The 14771-nt window shown below is 51.4% G+C and carries 14 protein-coding genes; 9 read left to right on the top strand and 5 right to left on the bottom strand.

The genetic code is table 11. The features are described from left to right. Nucleotides 1–37: 37 nt before the first annotated feature. The 9 genes from CR152_RS30100 (at nucleotide 38) to CR152_RS30060 (ending at nucleotide 8196) form a co-directional block, all read left to right on the top strand. A complete protein-coding gene (locus CR152_RS30100; RefSeq protein ID WP_099881140.1) occupies nucleotides 38–313 on the top strand; it encodes a hypothetical protein in 276 nt (91 codons plus the stop codon). After that, a complete protein-coding gene (locus CR152_RS30095) occupies nucleotides 310–531 on the top strand; it encodes a DUF7940 domain-containing protein (protein WP_099881138.1) in 222 nt (73 codons plus the stop codon). The genes CR152_RS30100 and CR152_RS30095 overlap by 4 nt, the downstream gene beginning before the upstream one ends. Continuing rightward, nucleotides 515–1012 (top strand): lysozyme, encoded by a 498-nt coding sequence (locus CR152_RS30090; protein ID WP_099881136.1) that lies wholly within the window; start codon nucleotides 515–517, stop codon nucleotides 1010–1012. Before CR152_RS30095 ends, CR152_RS30090 begins: the two co-directional genes overlap by 17 nt. Continuing rightward, a complete protein-coding gene (locus tag CR152_RS30085; RefSeq protein WP_229413706.1) occupies nucleotides 1009–1323 on the top strand; it encodes a hypothetical protein in 315 nt (104 codons plus the stop codon). The genes CR152_RS30090 and CR152_RS30085 overlap by 4 nt, the downstream gene beginning before the upstream one ends. 85 nt (nucleotides 1324–1408) lie before the next feature. Beyond that, the gene (locus CR152_RS30080; protein WP_370663840.1) at nucleotides 1409–1645 is read left to right on the top strand and encodes a hypothetical protein; all 237 of its coding nucleotides are present in this window, start codon (nucleotides 1409–1411) and stop codon (nucleotides 1643–1645) included. Between the two features lie 265 nt (nucleotides 1646–1910). Then, nucleotides 1911–4622: a DUF6531 domain-containing protein gene (locus CR152_RS30075; protein ID WP_099881133.1), complete on the top strand. Its 2712-nt coding sequence runs from the start codon at nucleotides 1911–1913 to the stop codon at nucleotides 4620–4622. Further along, complete coding sequence (locus CR152_RS30070; protein ID WP_099881131.1) at nucleotides 4619–7027, top strand: RHS repeat-associated core domain-containing protein; 2409 nt, start codon at nucleotides 4619–4621, stop codon at nucleotides 7025–7027. The genes CR152_RS30075 and CR152_RS30070 overlap by 4 nt, the downstream gene beginning before the upstream one ends. A 14-nt stretch (nucleotides 7028–7041) precedes the next feature. Next, nucleotides 7042–7677: a DUF4272 domain-containing protein gene (locus tag CR152_RS30065; protein ID WP_099881129.1), complete on the top strand. Its 636-nt coding sequence runs from the start codon at nucleotides 7042–7044 to the stop codon at nucleotides 7675–7677. An 84-nt stretch (nucleotides 7678–7761) separates the two neighbouring features. Then, nucleotides 7762–8196: an Imm44 family immunity protein gene (locus tag CR152_RS30060; RefSeq protein ID WP_099881126.1), complete on the top strand. Its 435-nt coding sequence runs from the start codon at nucleotides 7762–7764 to the stop codon at nucleotides 8194–8196. Between the two features lie 62 nt (nucleotides 8197–8258). Here the strand turns inward: CR152_RS30060 and CR152_RS30055 are convergent, their stop codons facing one another. From CR152_RS30055 to CR152_RS30040, 5 genes are all read right to left on the bottom strand, one after another. Further along, nucleotides 8259–9524 carry a tyrosine-type recombinase/integrase gene (locus tag CR152_RS30055; protein ID WP_307718601.1) on the bottom strand — a complete coding sequence of 422 codons (1266 nt, stop codon included), beginning with the start codon at nucleotides 9522–9524 and terminating at the stop codon, nucleotides 8259–8261. Between the two features lie 620 nt (nucleotides 9525–10144). Beyond that, nucleotides 10145–10969, bottom strand: a complete 825-nt coding sequence (locus CR152_RS30050) for a GTP pyrophosphokinase (RefSeq protein ID WP_307718600.1) — start codon at nucleotides 10967–10969, stop codon at nucleotides 10145–10147. A gap of 288 nt (nucleotides 10970–11257) precedes the next feature. Further along, on the bottom strand, nucleotides 11258–12433 hold the full coding sequence (gapS4b, locus tag CR152_RS33470; protein WP_157778834.1) for a GapS4b family protein: 1176 nt from the start codon (nucleotides 12431–12433) through the stop codon (nucleotides 11258–11260). Then, nucleotides 12426–13364: a PD-(D/E)XK nuclease domain-containing protein gene (locus CR152_RS33465; RefSeq protein ID WP_157778833.1), complete on the bottom strand. Its 939-nt coding sequence runs from the start codon at nucleotides 13362–13364 to the stop codon at nucleotides 12426–12428. Before CR152_RS33465 ends, gapS4b begins: the two co-directional genes overlap by 8 nt. Continuing rightward, nucleotides 13361–14362 (bottom strand): nucleoid-associated protein, encoded by a 1002-nt coding sequence (locus CR152_RS30040; protein WP_157778832.1) that lies wholly within the window; start codon nucleotides 14360–14362, stop codon nucleotides 13361–13363. The genes CR152_RS33465 and CR152_RS30040 overlap by 4 nt, the downstream gene beginning before the upstream one ends. Nucleotides 14363–14771: the final 409 nt, after the last annotated feature.

The raw sequence follows: 14771 nt of genomic DNA, 5'->3' as shown, positions 1-14771 counted from the left end.
CTGCCTTCGGGTGGCCTTTCTTTATTTAAGGCCACGAATGATGAACGATCAAGAGCGCGACAACATGCTGGTGTCGATCAAGACGGCGCTCGCCGACAACACCCGCAAGACCGAGCAAATCCTGACAGCGTTCCCCTCTGGGGATACCGATGGGCATCGGCGCTACCACGAGGCGGTGATCGAGTGGCGCGAGCTGCGCAACAGGCTGGTGCGCGAGGCCCTGATCAAGGTCACCCAGGCGGGCGCGCTGGCCGGCGCCGGCTGGGTAGCGCTGGCCATGTGGCAGGCACTGAAGATCACGGTGAAGCAATGAGGCTCATCGACGACTGGCGCACGGTGCTGCGCAAAGCCTGGAGCGTGAAATTCAACGTGGCCGCCACCATGTTCGGCGCGGCCGAGGTGGCCGTGGCCATCTGGCAGCCGGAGGGCGTGCCGAACGGGGTATTCGCTGGAGGCGCCGCGGCTGTCTCCATTTTCGCAAACGTGTCGCGCCTGATGGCGCAGAAGGAATTACATGGCAACGACAAATAAAGTCCGCATGGGAATCGCCGGGCTCGTGCTGAGCGCGGCGGCTTTCGTGGGCGTCCTGACGCGCGAGGGATACACGGACGGCGTCGTAATACCGACCAAGGGCGATGTGCCGACAATCGGCTTCGGCACCACTGGCGGCGTCAAGGCCGGCGACCGCACCACGCCGGTCAAGGCGGCGCAGCGGGCGCTGCTCGACGTCGGCAAGTACGAAGGCGCAGTAAAGCAATGCGTGCGCGCGCCCCTGACCCAGGCGGAATACGACGTGTACGTCGATCTGACCTACAACATCGGGTCGACCGCGTTCTGCAACAGCACCATCGTTAAGCGCCTGAATGTGGGCGACTACCGGGGCGCGTGCGACGGGATCCTGATGTACCGCTTCGCCGCTGGCTATGACTGCTCGACGCCTGGTAACCGGCGCTGTGCTGGACTGTGGACGGATCGTCAGCGCTCGCATGCGCAGTGCGTGGCGGCTCAATGAGCGCCCTGGGCACGCTGGCCGCCAGCGTCAAGGGCGGGCTGTGGCAGATCGCGGCCATCTTGCTGGTGGCGGTGCTGATCGCGGTTCTGTCCGCTGGCGGTACCGGCTGGTGGATGATCGCCAGCGCGCGAGACCAGGCGCTGGCCGACCTGGCCGCCGAGAAGGTCGTCAGCGAGGCGTTGCGCACCTCCATCCGCGAACAGAATCGGGCGGTCGAGGCCGCCGGCGACGCCAAGCTGTTGGCCGAGGTACGCGGCAAGGCCGCTCAGCAGCAGGCTGCAGCCAATGGCCGGCGCCTCGATCCGCGCTAGCTAAGGTCGCGAGCGCGCGCGCGACCACTTGCGACGAGGCCATGCCGACCGTGAACCTGATCCTGGACTCCGTGCGATGAGGCCCGTGCTTTTGATCCTGGTGCTGCTCACCGCCTGCGCCGCGCCGCCGGGCGTCCAAGAGGTGAAGGTGCCGGTGTACCGCGCATGCGTGACGGCGGTGCCGGACCGGCCGACGTTCGCCACGCGCACACTCGCGCCTGATGCCAGCGACGGCGAGAAGGTGCTCGCCCTGGCACGCGACCTCCCGCTGCACCTCAAGTACGAGGAAACGCTTGAAGCCGTGATCGCGGGGTGCTTGTGAGCGACGGGGCCGGCCGCTGTTCCTTGAGATGTGCCGGATCGGCGGTCCGTCAGAAGCGTGGACGAGTCAACTCACCGTCGTCCTGCATGCACAGGCCCACTCTAAATTTCAAGAATATGGCGAAAGCTTCTATTGCGGCCAGCGGCGACAGTTGAGGGTAGGGTAGTGCAAAATTACAACGTTAACAAATATATATTGGTGACTGTATATAGGTATTGACATGCCATGAGATAATTTTGCAACTTTAAAAAATCAAAGGTATGAGATGGCTTTTCCTTTCCCAAGCACTACATTTGTATTGCGCCTATCGCCCCACCGCATTTTTTTCGCAATGATCAGTGTAATTCTTCTGTGCATCACGCTCCATGCGCCGGCCGCTGAGCCTGCACCTGCGCCCGACACCTTTGGTCCGTATAAATATACTATTTTTGGTGGAAGTAGTGACTTGGATGAGGAAGGTGCAATAAAAACGGCGATTAAGTTTGTACGAGACCCGGACGTGAATAAGGTCCTTTGTAAGGTGGATTTTATACCACCTGTGTCATCAATTTATGGACCTGAAACTATCAGTTCCTCCGGAAACGCCGCCTATTCAAGCAAGCCGATAGACGCTTACTACTATACTATGGACCATGGCGCATGCACCAATGTGACGAAATACGGACCCGGTATATTTACTATGAAGCGCGAGCGAGTGAGATGCAGCGCAGCGGACAAGTTGCGTTATTCAGCTGAGAAAAATGCATGCGTCGAGGACAAACCTGAGTCCAACAAAGACTCGGACGGGAAAAACATCGGAGAGGGATGTCCACCCACGAAAGGACCGACCGTCGGCCAACCGATTCAACCCGCCACCGGCAATATGTGGCACGTCATCACGGATTACCAGGCGTCGAAAAGCGCGAGTAGTTTGACGCTGAGCCGTATCTATAACAGTGCGCCCACCTATCCGGACCCGGCTGTGATTCGTGGATTTGGCGTACGCTGGACCCATTCGTATAACAAATCGCTCAGGCCAGAAAAACAATACGCCAATGGCAACACTTGCTGGCGCGTCGCCGAAGACGGTTCCTTTGAATGCTCGTCCGGTTTCCGGAGCGATGAACCTATCCCCGGCAGAGTCTCCATCAGCCACCCTGACGGCAAGCAAACGATGTTTAAGCGTGCCGCCGACGGCAAATACACCAGTTCGGCCGATGTGTGCGACAGACTGTCGCCAGTCATGGCGGCGGATAACTTGGCCGTAAAAGAATGGATTCTTACGAGTGCGCAGCATGACCGCACGGAACGTTTCGACGCTAAGGGTTTGCTGTTGTCCGTAACGGAACGCAGCGGACTCAAGCAAGTATTCACGTATAGCGACGGCGTCAGCAATAACACCAGCGTCAGCCATTTCCCAGCAGCCGCACCCGCGTGCGCCAGCGTACATCCGGATGACGTACTCCCAGCTGGCCGCCTGCTCTGCGTAACGAACAACTGGGGACGCCAGCTCCAGTTCAGGTATGACGTGAAAGGCCGCATTACCGAAATGATCGATCCGGCGGGTAAGTCCATTCTTTATGAATACGACGGGGCCTCCGGCGGCTGCATCCCAGGCAATGAATCCACCGTCGCCTGCAAGGCGAACAATCTGACCAAGGTGACCTACCCTGACGGAAAAAGCCAGACGTATTGGTATAACGAAGCGAGCAAAATCCAAACCAATGACGACGCGGAATGCAAATTCCTGACCAAAGTAACCGGAAATGGTTTTGGCCCCACGGCTTTCAGAAACCTGATGACTGGCCTGGTCGATGAAAATGAAGAGCGCCACATCAGCTGGACGTACGACTGCGCCGGGCGGGCGACGTCCTCGCAACTCGGCGAAGAGATCGACAAGGTCACGGTTGCCTATGTCGCTAAGCCTGATACAGGGGGGCCGCCATTGGCAATTGTGAGCCACTATGTGGGGCCGAAGGAAAAACCGGTTACGTCGGTGAGCTACTTTGAAAAGGATTATGTGCTTGGAGTTGCTAAAACCACCACTATTTACGAGCCATGCGTGGAATGCGGCACGATCGCCGAACGTAAATATGACGCGATTGGAAACGTCGCAATGACGAAGGATTTCAACAACAATTACAGCTGCTTCGAATATGTGGTTGGGCGCAATCTTGAAACGTCGCGCGTTGAAGGCGCGTCGACTTCTGATTGTAAATCGCTGCTTGGCGCGCAGACACTTGCTTCGCCAGCACGTAAAACCACGACCAAATGGCACGCGGAACTTAGCATGCCGGAGACCATCGCCGAACCCAAGCGTATAACAAAATACCAGTACGACGTAAAAACCGGCAATGTACTGACCAAGACCGAGCAGGCCACCACCGACCTGACAGGGGCGCAGGGAGTGAACGCGCCTCTGACGGGAAGCGTCCGGAAATGGGCATACACATACGATAAAGGGCAATTGACTACCGTGACCGGTCCGCGTACCGACATCGCCGACGTCACCAAGTACGACTATGACTCGAAGACGGGCGACTTGGTCACAGTAACGAACGCCGTCGGCAAAGCGACGACTTACGGGGGCTATGACGCCCACGGCCGGGTTCACACGATACGCGCGCCTGACGGCGTCACGACAAAGCTGGACTACACCGAGCGCGGATGGGTCAAGTCGAAAATCGTATCAAGCGGCATAGACGAAAATAAGCCTTCGCAGACGACCACATACTCCTACACGCCTTCAGGTCAGATCGAGATGGTCACGTTTCCCGACAACAGCGTGACGAAGTACACCTACGATGCAGCCCACCGGCTGACCTCCGTCGTCAGCGGTCCTGACGAGAGCACCGAAAGCATCATTTATACACTCGACCTCACCGGCAACCGGATCAAGGAAGAAGTGCGCGACCACAAAGGAAACCTTGTGCGCCAGGTTACCCGTACCTTTGACAAAACCGGCCGTCTGACGAGCCAAATCGGAGCTGCACGATGACCCGCCGTATTCTCAGCCGTTTGACGTCCGGCGCACTAGTTGTTGTCATGACGTACACCCCGCTGCTGGGTGCCTATACCGGCACCCTCGCATCGGCGCAGTCAGTGCCGGAAGCGGCCACCAGCTACAAGTACGACCTGGTAGGCAACCTCAAGGAGGTAACCGATCCGCTGGGACGGGTGACGAACCTTACTTACGATCCACTCGACCGTGTAAAGCAGGTGGAACAGCCGCTGACCAACGGCGCACGCCCGACCATCAAGTACGGTTACGACGGCATAGACCAAGTGGCGACGGTGACCGATCCGCGCAACTTGGAGACGCGTTACGCCGTCGACGGCCTTGGTAACCGCAGCGAGTTGGGAAGCCCAGACACGGGCCTGACCAAGTCGACCTATGATGCCGCCGGCAATCTGAAAACGCGTATCGACGGCCGCGGTAAAACGAATACCTATTTTTATGATGCGCTCAACCGTCTGACCCGGATCGACTATACGGGCACCATCGGCACCACGTTCGAGTATGACGGCGACGCGAAGCTGACGCCGACTGCCGCTGGCAAAATAACGCGGATGACGGATGAATCGGGTTATACGGCCTATACCTATGACGCATTCGGGCGGCTCGCCACCAAAGCCCAGACCACGACTGGCTTGGGGAGCTACACCAACACGCATACGCTTGCCTATGCGTACGATGCGCATGGCCGGCTGGTGAGCATGACCTACCCGAGCGGGAACCGCGTTAACTATGGCTACAACCAGGCGGGCCAGGTCACCAGCATCACGCTGAACCCGGTGCTAGCCAACGGTACCGGCACGAGCACCGGCAGCATTGTTTTGCTGAACAATATCACCTACGCACCGTTTGGCGGAACCACCGGTTGGAAGTGGGGTAGTAGCGTTCCAGCAAACCAGTATGCGCATGTGCGCGCCTACGACCTCGATGGCCGGATCAGCAGCTACACCTTGGGAAGCCCTTCAGCGAACGGTGTGGTACGCACGGTCAATTACGACCCCGCCAGCCGTATCAAGGGATACACCCATGCCGGCACAGGAACGGCGCCCAGCCCTGCCAGCCTGAACCAGACCTTTGGCTATGACGAGTTGAATCGCCTGACCAGCTACAGCGCCAACGGCACCAGCCAGACCTACGCCTACGATGCCAGCGGGAATCGCATCAAGGCTGGATTTGGGGCGAACAGCTACACGAACACCATTGATCCTCTTAGTAATAAGCTGAGCGCGACCACCGGCCCGGGACCGGCGAAGACAAATCAATACGACGGCGCCGGTAATCTGGCCACTGATGGCACGCTCGTGGTTACTTATAGCGGTCGGGCTCGGCCATACCGTATCCAGAATGGTGCTGTCACCGCCCACCAGCTGTTCAACGGCTTGGAACAGCGTGTATTCCAGACTAACGGCGGTGGTATATTCGTCTACGATGAGCAAGGACAGTTGGTAGGTGAGTACAACTATGTAAACGGCAAGGCGACGCGCGAGACGGTGTACTTGGGCAACCTGCCGGTGGCTGTGCTGACGCAGACAGTGACGGGTACGGCACCTGCCCAAAACACGGCGATTAACGTGTTCCATATTCATCCGGATCATTTGGGAACGCCACGAATGATCACACGTACGCTCGACAACAAGATCGTCTGGCGCTGGGACAATGGCGATCCGTTCGGGCTGACACCGCCGACCGAATACTTTAACGGATCAGGTACATTTACGTTCAATTTACGGATGCCAGGCCAGTACTACGACCGGAACACAAACCTATTTTACAACTACCACAGGGACTATGATCCGCAGACCGGGCGGTATATCCAATCCGATCCGATCGGCCTAGACGGTGGCATTAATACTTATTCATACGTTGAGAACGGTCCCCTTAATGGGACCGATGAAGACGGGTTACAACGCAGGGGAGGCAATCCGCGCCCGTCAGGGCCCACATATAGCGGAAGGCCGGGATCTTGGGTTGGCGGTAGATTTTATCCGAGCCTTGGCCCTACGGTTTCTCCATATCCGTTTACCTATTCACAAAATTCTTCCCGCCAATGTGGTCCTTGTATGCAGGTTTACTATGTTGCATCCACGGCGGGCGGAAACACCCGACCTCAACATAGGAGCGGCGCTAACGACCAGCTCTATGAACATTTGACCTCGCTAGGTTCTGGCAGCATTGGCAGCTACTCTGCCGCCGGGATAAGAAATCAGATGACCGGTTATCGTGATGGTGCTTTACGCAATCCCGCTGGCTTCGCCTGGCACCATCCGGTACACCGTCCCCAAGAAATTTGGCTAATAAGGCAGTGTGATCACCAAAATCCAGCATTCAGAGATTTGTTACACCCGCTGCCTGGTGGGGCCGGCGGATATAGTCAAAATTTTCCTTAATGAGATAAGTTTAAATGTCTATTTTTGTAGAGGTTCGAGGCCGTTCACTGGATATTTTAAGTAGCCACGGCTACCAAGTATCCCCTACATTGCCGTTTCTGGGTGATTGTGAGATCCGAGGCGACAGCGATTCAATTGGTGGCCGCTTGCTTGGTCTTCATGCAGTCGTCGCCCTCGCATTCGGTTGGGATGAGAGGAAAAATGCGATTAGGACCTGGCTTAAAAATGAGCAATTGTCCCATTACTTGAGCCCCTTAGAGTCCAAATTTGTGTTCAACAGCGGAGGGCTGGCAGGAAGTATGCGGTGGCGCGTTGAGGCGTTGTTTGCACTCGCATGGGCGTCTAATTTAACTCAGGTTTCGATCTTGGACCCTTTGCCAGATGATTTCGTCTCGTTGTTCCCCAGTATTTCAAAATCAGAGTCAACCACTGAATTTCGACAACGTGTTAGGCTCAGATCCACCGACGATATTCTTCGTGAGCTAGATCTTCTTTACTGCTTGGCTTCGGCAAAAACTGAACTGCATATATGCGGCCAAATTGATCAGGGCAACTCCACGCCGACTTTGCTTTCGGTGCAGCAGCGAAGGCATGCGCTGGAATGGATACTATCGGAAGTCGAATGGGAGGAAGTCTTGCTCGACACATAGGCGCATATCGTTATACATAAGCCAGTTGCTCAACTATATTATGCAAAGTGGCCATCTGCCTCCGGGCAACAAGGAGAGGCGCTAATGAGATTGAATATCGTGTCGGACGCTAATTGGGAGAGTAGAGTTGACTTAGTTCTCAACTGGCTATCCAGCACCAGTTATCGACAGTTTTTCTCCGATCAAGATTACGGCGATGGTCTTTGTGGTGTTTCGGTTGTATTGATATGCCGCGATCCCATTCTTAAGTTTAAGCGACGTATACGTCTTTCTAAAAAAGAGAAAAAGCTTTATATGGATATTATGCTGCCGCTGGAGGGCTTCGTAAATGCAGAAGCTGTGTCGCGAAAAACCATGGTTATTGATTCGCTGCTAGTAGAGGTCCCGAAGATAGTTGGGGAATATAGCATTCCCGCATTCTCGGCAGAGCGGTTCTTGGTAGACTTCGCCGAAGTATTTTCGAATCTCAAGCAGCAAATCAGCATAGAGGAGATAGAGAGACAAGGTCAGCGCTACTAAACGGACACGGGCTGATGGATAGTTAGAGAACCCGTTCCTGTTCTTTGTTGGCAGGCGCGGCACTAACCCGTTATTTTCCCGGCGCAGAAATCGGCCCACGTCTGCATGAGCATCGTGCGTTTGACGAGCAAGTCACCGCGTCGGTAAGCGGCTTCCACCTTGTCTGGCAAACTGTGGGCCAAGGCGTGCTCGCACACTTCCCGAGGGAACGAGTTCGCTACAGACTCGGCACACCAGTCGCGGAAGGTTGATCGAAAGCCGTGTACCGTGATATCTGGCCGGCTCATACGACGCAGCACAGCCGTCAAGCTCATATCCGACAGCGCTGTACCCTGTCGCCGCCCAGGAAACACAAGATCATCAACCTGTGGCATGCGCATGAGGATGTCAACCGCCGAACTGGATAATGGGACACGATGTTCGCGGCCAGCTTTCATGCGTTCAGATGGGATCGTCCACAGCGCCCCTTCGATATCGATTTCGGCCCAGGTGGCGCCCCGCACCTCGCCAGAACGACATGCCGTCAGAATTGCAAAATCTACCGCGCGCGCTGCGACGCCTTCCCGCGACCGCAATTTGACCATGAACTCCACCAGTTCCTGCCACGGCAAAGCCGGGTGGTGTTCGACTCGTCCGAGTTTGTTCGGATCTGCCAAGAGATTTTCAAGATGGCCGCGCCAGCGCGCTGGATTTTCGCCAACTCGGTATTTGCTCACCGTCGCCCAGTCCAGAATACTTTCGATCCGACCGCGCAGCCTGGTGGCTGTTTCTGTCTTCTCCTGCCAAATCGGATTCAGCACCTTGACGACGAGCGCCGTGTCGACTGATGCGACGGGCATTGCACCGATGATCGGCCCGGCATAGGTCTCCAAGGTATTCTCCCATTGACTCGCATGCTTCGCATTCTTCCAGCTGCCGCGGTGGGCAGCTATATACGCGCTGGCGCATTGATCGAACGTGATCATCTTCGCCCGATCCAGTGCTTCCGCGAGCTTGGTGGCACTGCGTGCTTCAAGTGGATCTTTTCCTGCAAGCAGAATCGTCCTGCACTCGCGCGCCTTGACACGGGCATCCGCAAGGCCTACTGTATGGAGAGGGCCGAGGCCCATTTCACGCTGCCTCGCCGCAAACGTGAAGCGGAATATCCAGCTCTTAGTGCCTGACTTTGATACCTGTAGGTAGAGGCCAGCGCCATCACCATAGTATCCTGGCTTTGTGGTCTTGTTGACCGCCAAAGCGCTGAGCTTTTCGACTGTACGCGCCATTTCTCTACCCCCATTTGTACCCACATGTAAGAAGCGGATTTTAGCGTGATTGTGCGAACTCATGCGAACAATTTCATCAAGTTTCTGGGGCGAATCAAGGGCGTAGCGGGATTAAGCGGCTTTGAGCGGACTACGATTTGACGGACACCGCTTCCGCCAAAATATATAGTTAAGCCCTTGTTTTTCAAGGTATTTTTCTATATAGCTGTTGACGACTTTAGCATTAATTATCAAACGCGTGTCGGCCTCGCGTGAAGCACGCTAAAAGTGAGGAGCGACGAATGTATGAGGGCGATATCCTCACACTTTGGCTTTGTCTACCCGCTGGTCTTCTTACTCAGTACAAATTTCCCCGCGCTGGGTTGCGTTCGACTCGCAATGTAGCTACGCAACCGTCCAATGTGCGCGATAATCGGCATATCTGATATGTGCGAACTGGTGGGTAGTCGGTATTGCTCAAATATTGTCAAATTCTTGAATATAGCCAATTTTTCCAGTAAAAGCATTTTTGGCCGAGGTATACGCCGAGTGGCTATCGCACCGTAGCGCCGAAAGTTATCTTTCTTGACTACGTAATTGGTAATCCATTTTAGGGCGCTTACTGACGTGGCCTAAGCGACTGAGGCGACTTTTCAGATGTACTCGTTTTTGAGCAGAAATTAAGGTTGGTATATCGTGCAGGATTATCCGTTTTCCTTAAGCCAGGCTTCAAAATTATTTTTTGCGAGATTTGTTAAGAGTTTTGAAAAAACGGACTTATCTCCTAAGTAAAGGCAATGTCGAATAATAGTGTACGGATTTAGCTTGTCGCTAATATTCTCTATTTCAAAGTGCACCTGATACTTTTTTACTTTTGCTATGTTTTCCTTCATATAAAAGTTAAATTTCTTTCGAGTAACGTCATGCATCAAGCTAACTATTTCTTGTGTAAAACCGTCAACTTTATGTGACTCGAATTCAAATCCATCAAAGAAATGTTTTGCGATTTTTAGAAAACTGAAAACGTTCAATTTTCCATTTTGCGAATTGACTCGGTCCTGATCCGCCTCACCTACAATTCTTTGCAGTGTTGGGACAGCGTCTACCTCTTCAATCTCTTCCTTCTCTGCCTTTTCTATCTCATCATAGGTGGAATTCCGTATTTCGCGAAACTCCCTGTCTGCAAGTTCGAAAAGCGCCGCAAGTGTATTAATTCTTCTTCGAAGCTTGTTTGGAATTTCCTTCTTGTATTGAATTTTATGGTCGAGGACGCTCCAAGAGTCTTGTATGATAGTTCTGATTTGAACCTCAAACCGGAACTCTGAGTAAACAAAATACTCAGGAAGCGGTTTTCTTTGACCGTTGAGCTTCAAATCAAGGTGAAGGCCTTTATAACCAAAAGATCCTTCCGTATTTTCAATTATTGCAATCTTGTCGGTTATATCTATTACGTCAAAATGCTCCTCTAAGCATTTTTTAATCTTATCAATATCGTCTTCATATAAGCAGACTACTCTTAAGCCAATCAAATCGGTTATTTGGTCTTTAATGTTGTATGGTTTTAGTCTGTCTCCAAATTTGACCTATATTTCATGTTAAACTTTTTTACGCACTCCTCTTTATCCTTGACTCTACCTTCAATTTTAGAAATGGATATATTCCCCGTATGGCGGGTAAGAGCATTTGTTAGAGTGATAAATGAGTTTTTCGCATCCTCCAAGAGTCCTCGATTAGCTTCGTAGAATTCTCTGAACTCGTATTTTTCTAATTCAAAATCAAGTGAAGGCATAGATTTCCTGGGTAAGCTTACTTTTGATTTACGCCACTACGGGCTGGGAACCTACAGCGTTTTCCGTTTTTATGCAAAGATCTTCAAATAGAATATTTACTTTGGCTCGCACTACGTCTGCGACCTGTTGGCGAATGCCGGAGCTCGCTTTGACGTTGGAATTTCCGATTGACGTCAATCGATCTACTGAATACATGAAAGGTGCGGACATAATCCGTTCGGCGGTTTTTATACGGTCAAAATTATAGATAACGGTGCAGAGAACCTTATTCTGAGCAAATTCAAATATATAATCGACCACTAATTTGGTGATAAAAAAATATTCGTAATGATCTTCAGTTGCGAATAGAGCAATGTCGTTTAGCTTATCGCCGTCAATCTTGAGATTCCGAAAAGCGCCTTCCATCCATTTAATGCCTGGAGCATCTGGCAGTGACTTAATTTGTTCATTTCTTCGTATGGTTACGTCTACGATGGTTCCTGGCTCTTTACTTACATCAAACTTCCCCGCCAATCTTAATAGAAAAAGTATTCGATTTTTGTTTTCGAAAGATCCAAAAAGAATTTTTAATGGTTCTGCTTCGGTGCAGATGCCGGCAAGTTTAAATGTTGAAGCGACGGATCGCAAAATCTGATCATTAACCTTTTGCGTTTCTTTGGAGGAAACTTGCGATAAGATTTCAAGTCGTAGATTTCCATCTTGTTGTCTAATAACTATTTTTCCGGAAAAATCAAGGTCTCGACCTAGCAAGTCTTGACTGTAATCTTGCCGATTTATTTTGTAGTCAATAGAGGCGGTGTGTGTCCCATCAAAAGATAAAGTCGGGTTTGATGTGAATCTTACGCCATGAATTTTATCGAGATCAACAAGGTCGACGAGGCGAGTGCTTAGTTCGCGAATTGACGACTGCCAGTCAGCATCCCCAGATACTAACTTGATTTCTTGAGGTTGTTCCTTGGGCTTCGTCTCCCGCGAGATAGAAGTTTCGAGTAAAGTCAGGAATTCATCGGGACGCAACAAAGTAGACGAAAGTATTGGGATGGTATCTTCTTTATGGGTATTTGCTGAGAATACACCTTTTGCCCGTAATGTATTTGCCACCTCGCCGTAGCTGATATGATCGCTACCGAGCAGAATTCGGAGCTGCTCGCCGTGCGGTAACCAATTATCCGCCTCAACTCTGGTTTGAATGCTATCAGTCATTTGTCAGAGAATCCAAGTTGGATGGAATAAAGCAAAAGGGAATGAATTTTTTTTCCCGCGCTACAAATGGCAATTCTGAACTGCGTGCTTCGTTACCATGATGCGCCACGTTGAAATCGGGAAAGCCGATGCGTACTTCGCGCGGCCACGCGCCTGCTATGCCGAGGGCTAAGGAAAGCACTCGACGGTATGCATCGCGTTCGAATGCTTGATTGACATAAACAAACAATGTCTCTTGCCCGTCTATGACAACCTTCATCGGAATGACGTCTGCAATAATCATTTCTAACGGTAATACTTTTCCGTGGCGTTCGTCTAATCTGTTGACAAGATTCCCCGTTTCCGGATACAAAAATTCGTAGTTCCCCTTTGATGCTGTGTTGGAATGGTCGATGATTTTTTTGAAAAAGTCGATTCGTGCGCCATCGAAAAAATAGACATTTTTTGTGCAAGTTTCATCTAGCCTTACATTCTTTATAACTGACAGAATGTTACGATCAGCAGACTTTAAATCAGTGCTGGTCCAAATAAGCAATCCTGAGTGTTCTTTATGCCGTCTGCCATTGAAACTTGAAAGCTGGTCTAACAACGTTGCATCATACTGCGCGCAAGCGATAATTTCATTTGCTTCCTCGAGATGACCCTTGAACTGACTTTTGAGTTCAGAATCACGCTCGGAATACCCGTCTAGGTTATTCTTGATGGAGATATGCACAACATCTGTTCTATTGTCATAAAATGGATTGTTGTAAATGTATCCCCGATCGTCACCGTGACTGCCTTTTTGGTTGTCGTTGGGAGTCCGATGTTTTCCGTTATTGCATTTGATACTAACAGACTTCAGACTTGAACTCCACACGATCATTTCTAAGAAGCTAAGCCCAAGCTTTTCACCGTGTTCGCCTGAACTTTTCGATTTTTCTCCGCTCATTTCGTCTCTTTCATTTCGATCGTAATTGTCACAAATCGACGGTCATCGGAGAATTCCGTGTTTATCGCTCCCGTCAAACCTTTGCCTGAAAGCACTAAATGAATGCCACGGGTGATAGGGATGCGTTTAAAGGCGTTCGTGGCTGCTCGTTGCACCAATTTCGCTTCAAGTATGTGATCTGGATCTAAAGTAAGGCCAGTGGCGAGGTCCACTGAACCACGCAGGTTAATCGATTGATCGTCACCGACAAACGGCCGCCCAGCATCGAGTATGTCTCTGACTGTAGGTGCTTCAACGGATAGTACTCGGTGGATCTCATCCTGATAGCCAGCCACAGCTTGCGGTTCGCCTATCTCTTTAACGGTTTCCTTAATCAATCGGGCAACGTAAGCCGCTGTTGATTTTTTCGTTGCTAGTTTTTCGACCTTCAAGAAATCGTCAAGCCAATAAGCGGTTGAAGATCCGCGTTCAAAAGCGAAAAGCATGTCTTGACCAGCGGGGATAATTGCTGCCTTTTGCAAGTTGCGCGGATCGATCCCTAGACTGCCGCGAACGTTCAGCGCGCCATTTTCTTCATAGACAGATAGAAAATCTTCTTTTGTCTCTGTCTTAAATATTCCAAGTGCATCTACTTCTTGTCCGTCAATAGTCAGATTAGAGAACAAGACTATAAAGAGATCGCCCGCTGGGACACTCGGGTGAGTGGATTTACTATATAAATGCTTAGCTATCTTATTAGATGCTTCCACAAAATTTTTTGATCCATTAAAGATCTCATTTGAGAAGACTCTTATTTCATTGAGATTCGTATCTGATTCGTGAAAGAACCTATACGAGTCAGAATTTTTTAGCCCGCCAAGGTAGTTCTTCAGAATTATTGACGAAACGTTCTCATCGAGCTTCGCAGTTTCATTAGACAGAACAAATGCTTCATCACGTAACTTGTTCCCGACCGAGTGCGTAATGAAACCTCGGATTTTCGCTTGCGATATATCCATCTGGCCCACCAAGGTTGTGTTCGGATTGGTAATGTCACAAATTATTTGCCGTTTGTCAATGTTTGTTGGCGTTGGTGGGGGAATCTGCAGAGATGCGACCCGTAGGGCATCTGGCGTCGCTACATTTGTTCACGGAGTGTGAAATGATCGCTTGGTACAACCTTAATTTATTGTTTTATGGTAATTTTTTGAGCGGTAATATAGCATCAAGAAGCGACACCGCAACCAGCCGGCTCTGTTTGATCGAACGTGAAGCAGCGCTCCTCTTGAAGTGGCTGGCCCGGAAGTTTAAGTACAACCGCTCTTCCAGCAAGCAAAAGTACGAACGTATTTCGCTACTGCATATTTGGCTTGGCCGGTGTCGCTGTGCGTATTCTCTTATAACATCTGGAGCCTTTTCATGTCCACC

The sequence above is a fragment of the Massilia violaceinigra genome (assembly GCF_002752675.1).
In the GTDB taxonomy this organism is placed as follows: domain Bacteria; phylum Pseudomonadota; class Gammaproteobacteria; order Burkholderiales; family Burkholderiaceae_D; genus Telluria_A; species Telluria_A violaceinigra.
The sequence above is the reverse complement of the archived record's forward strand: the minus strand, read 5'-3'. Positions and strand labels throughout refer to the sequence as shown.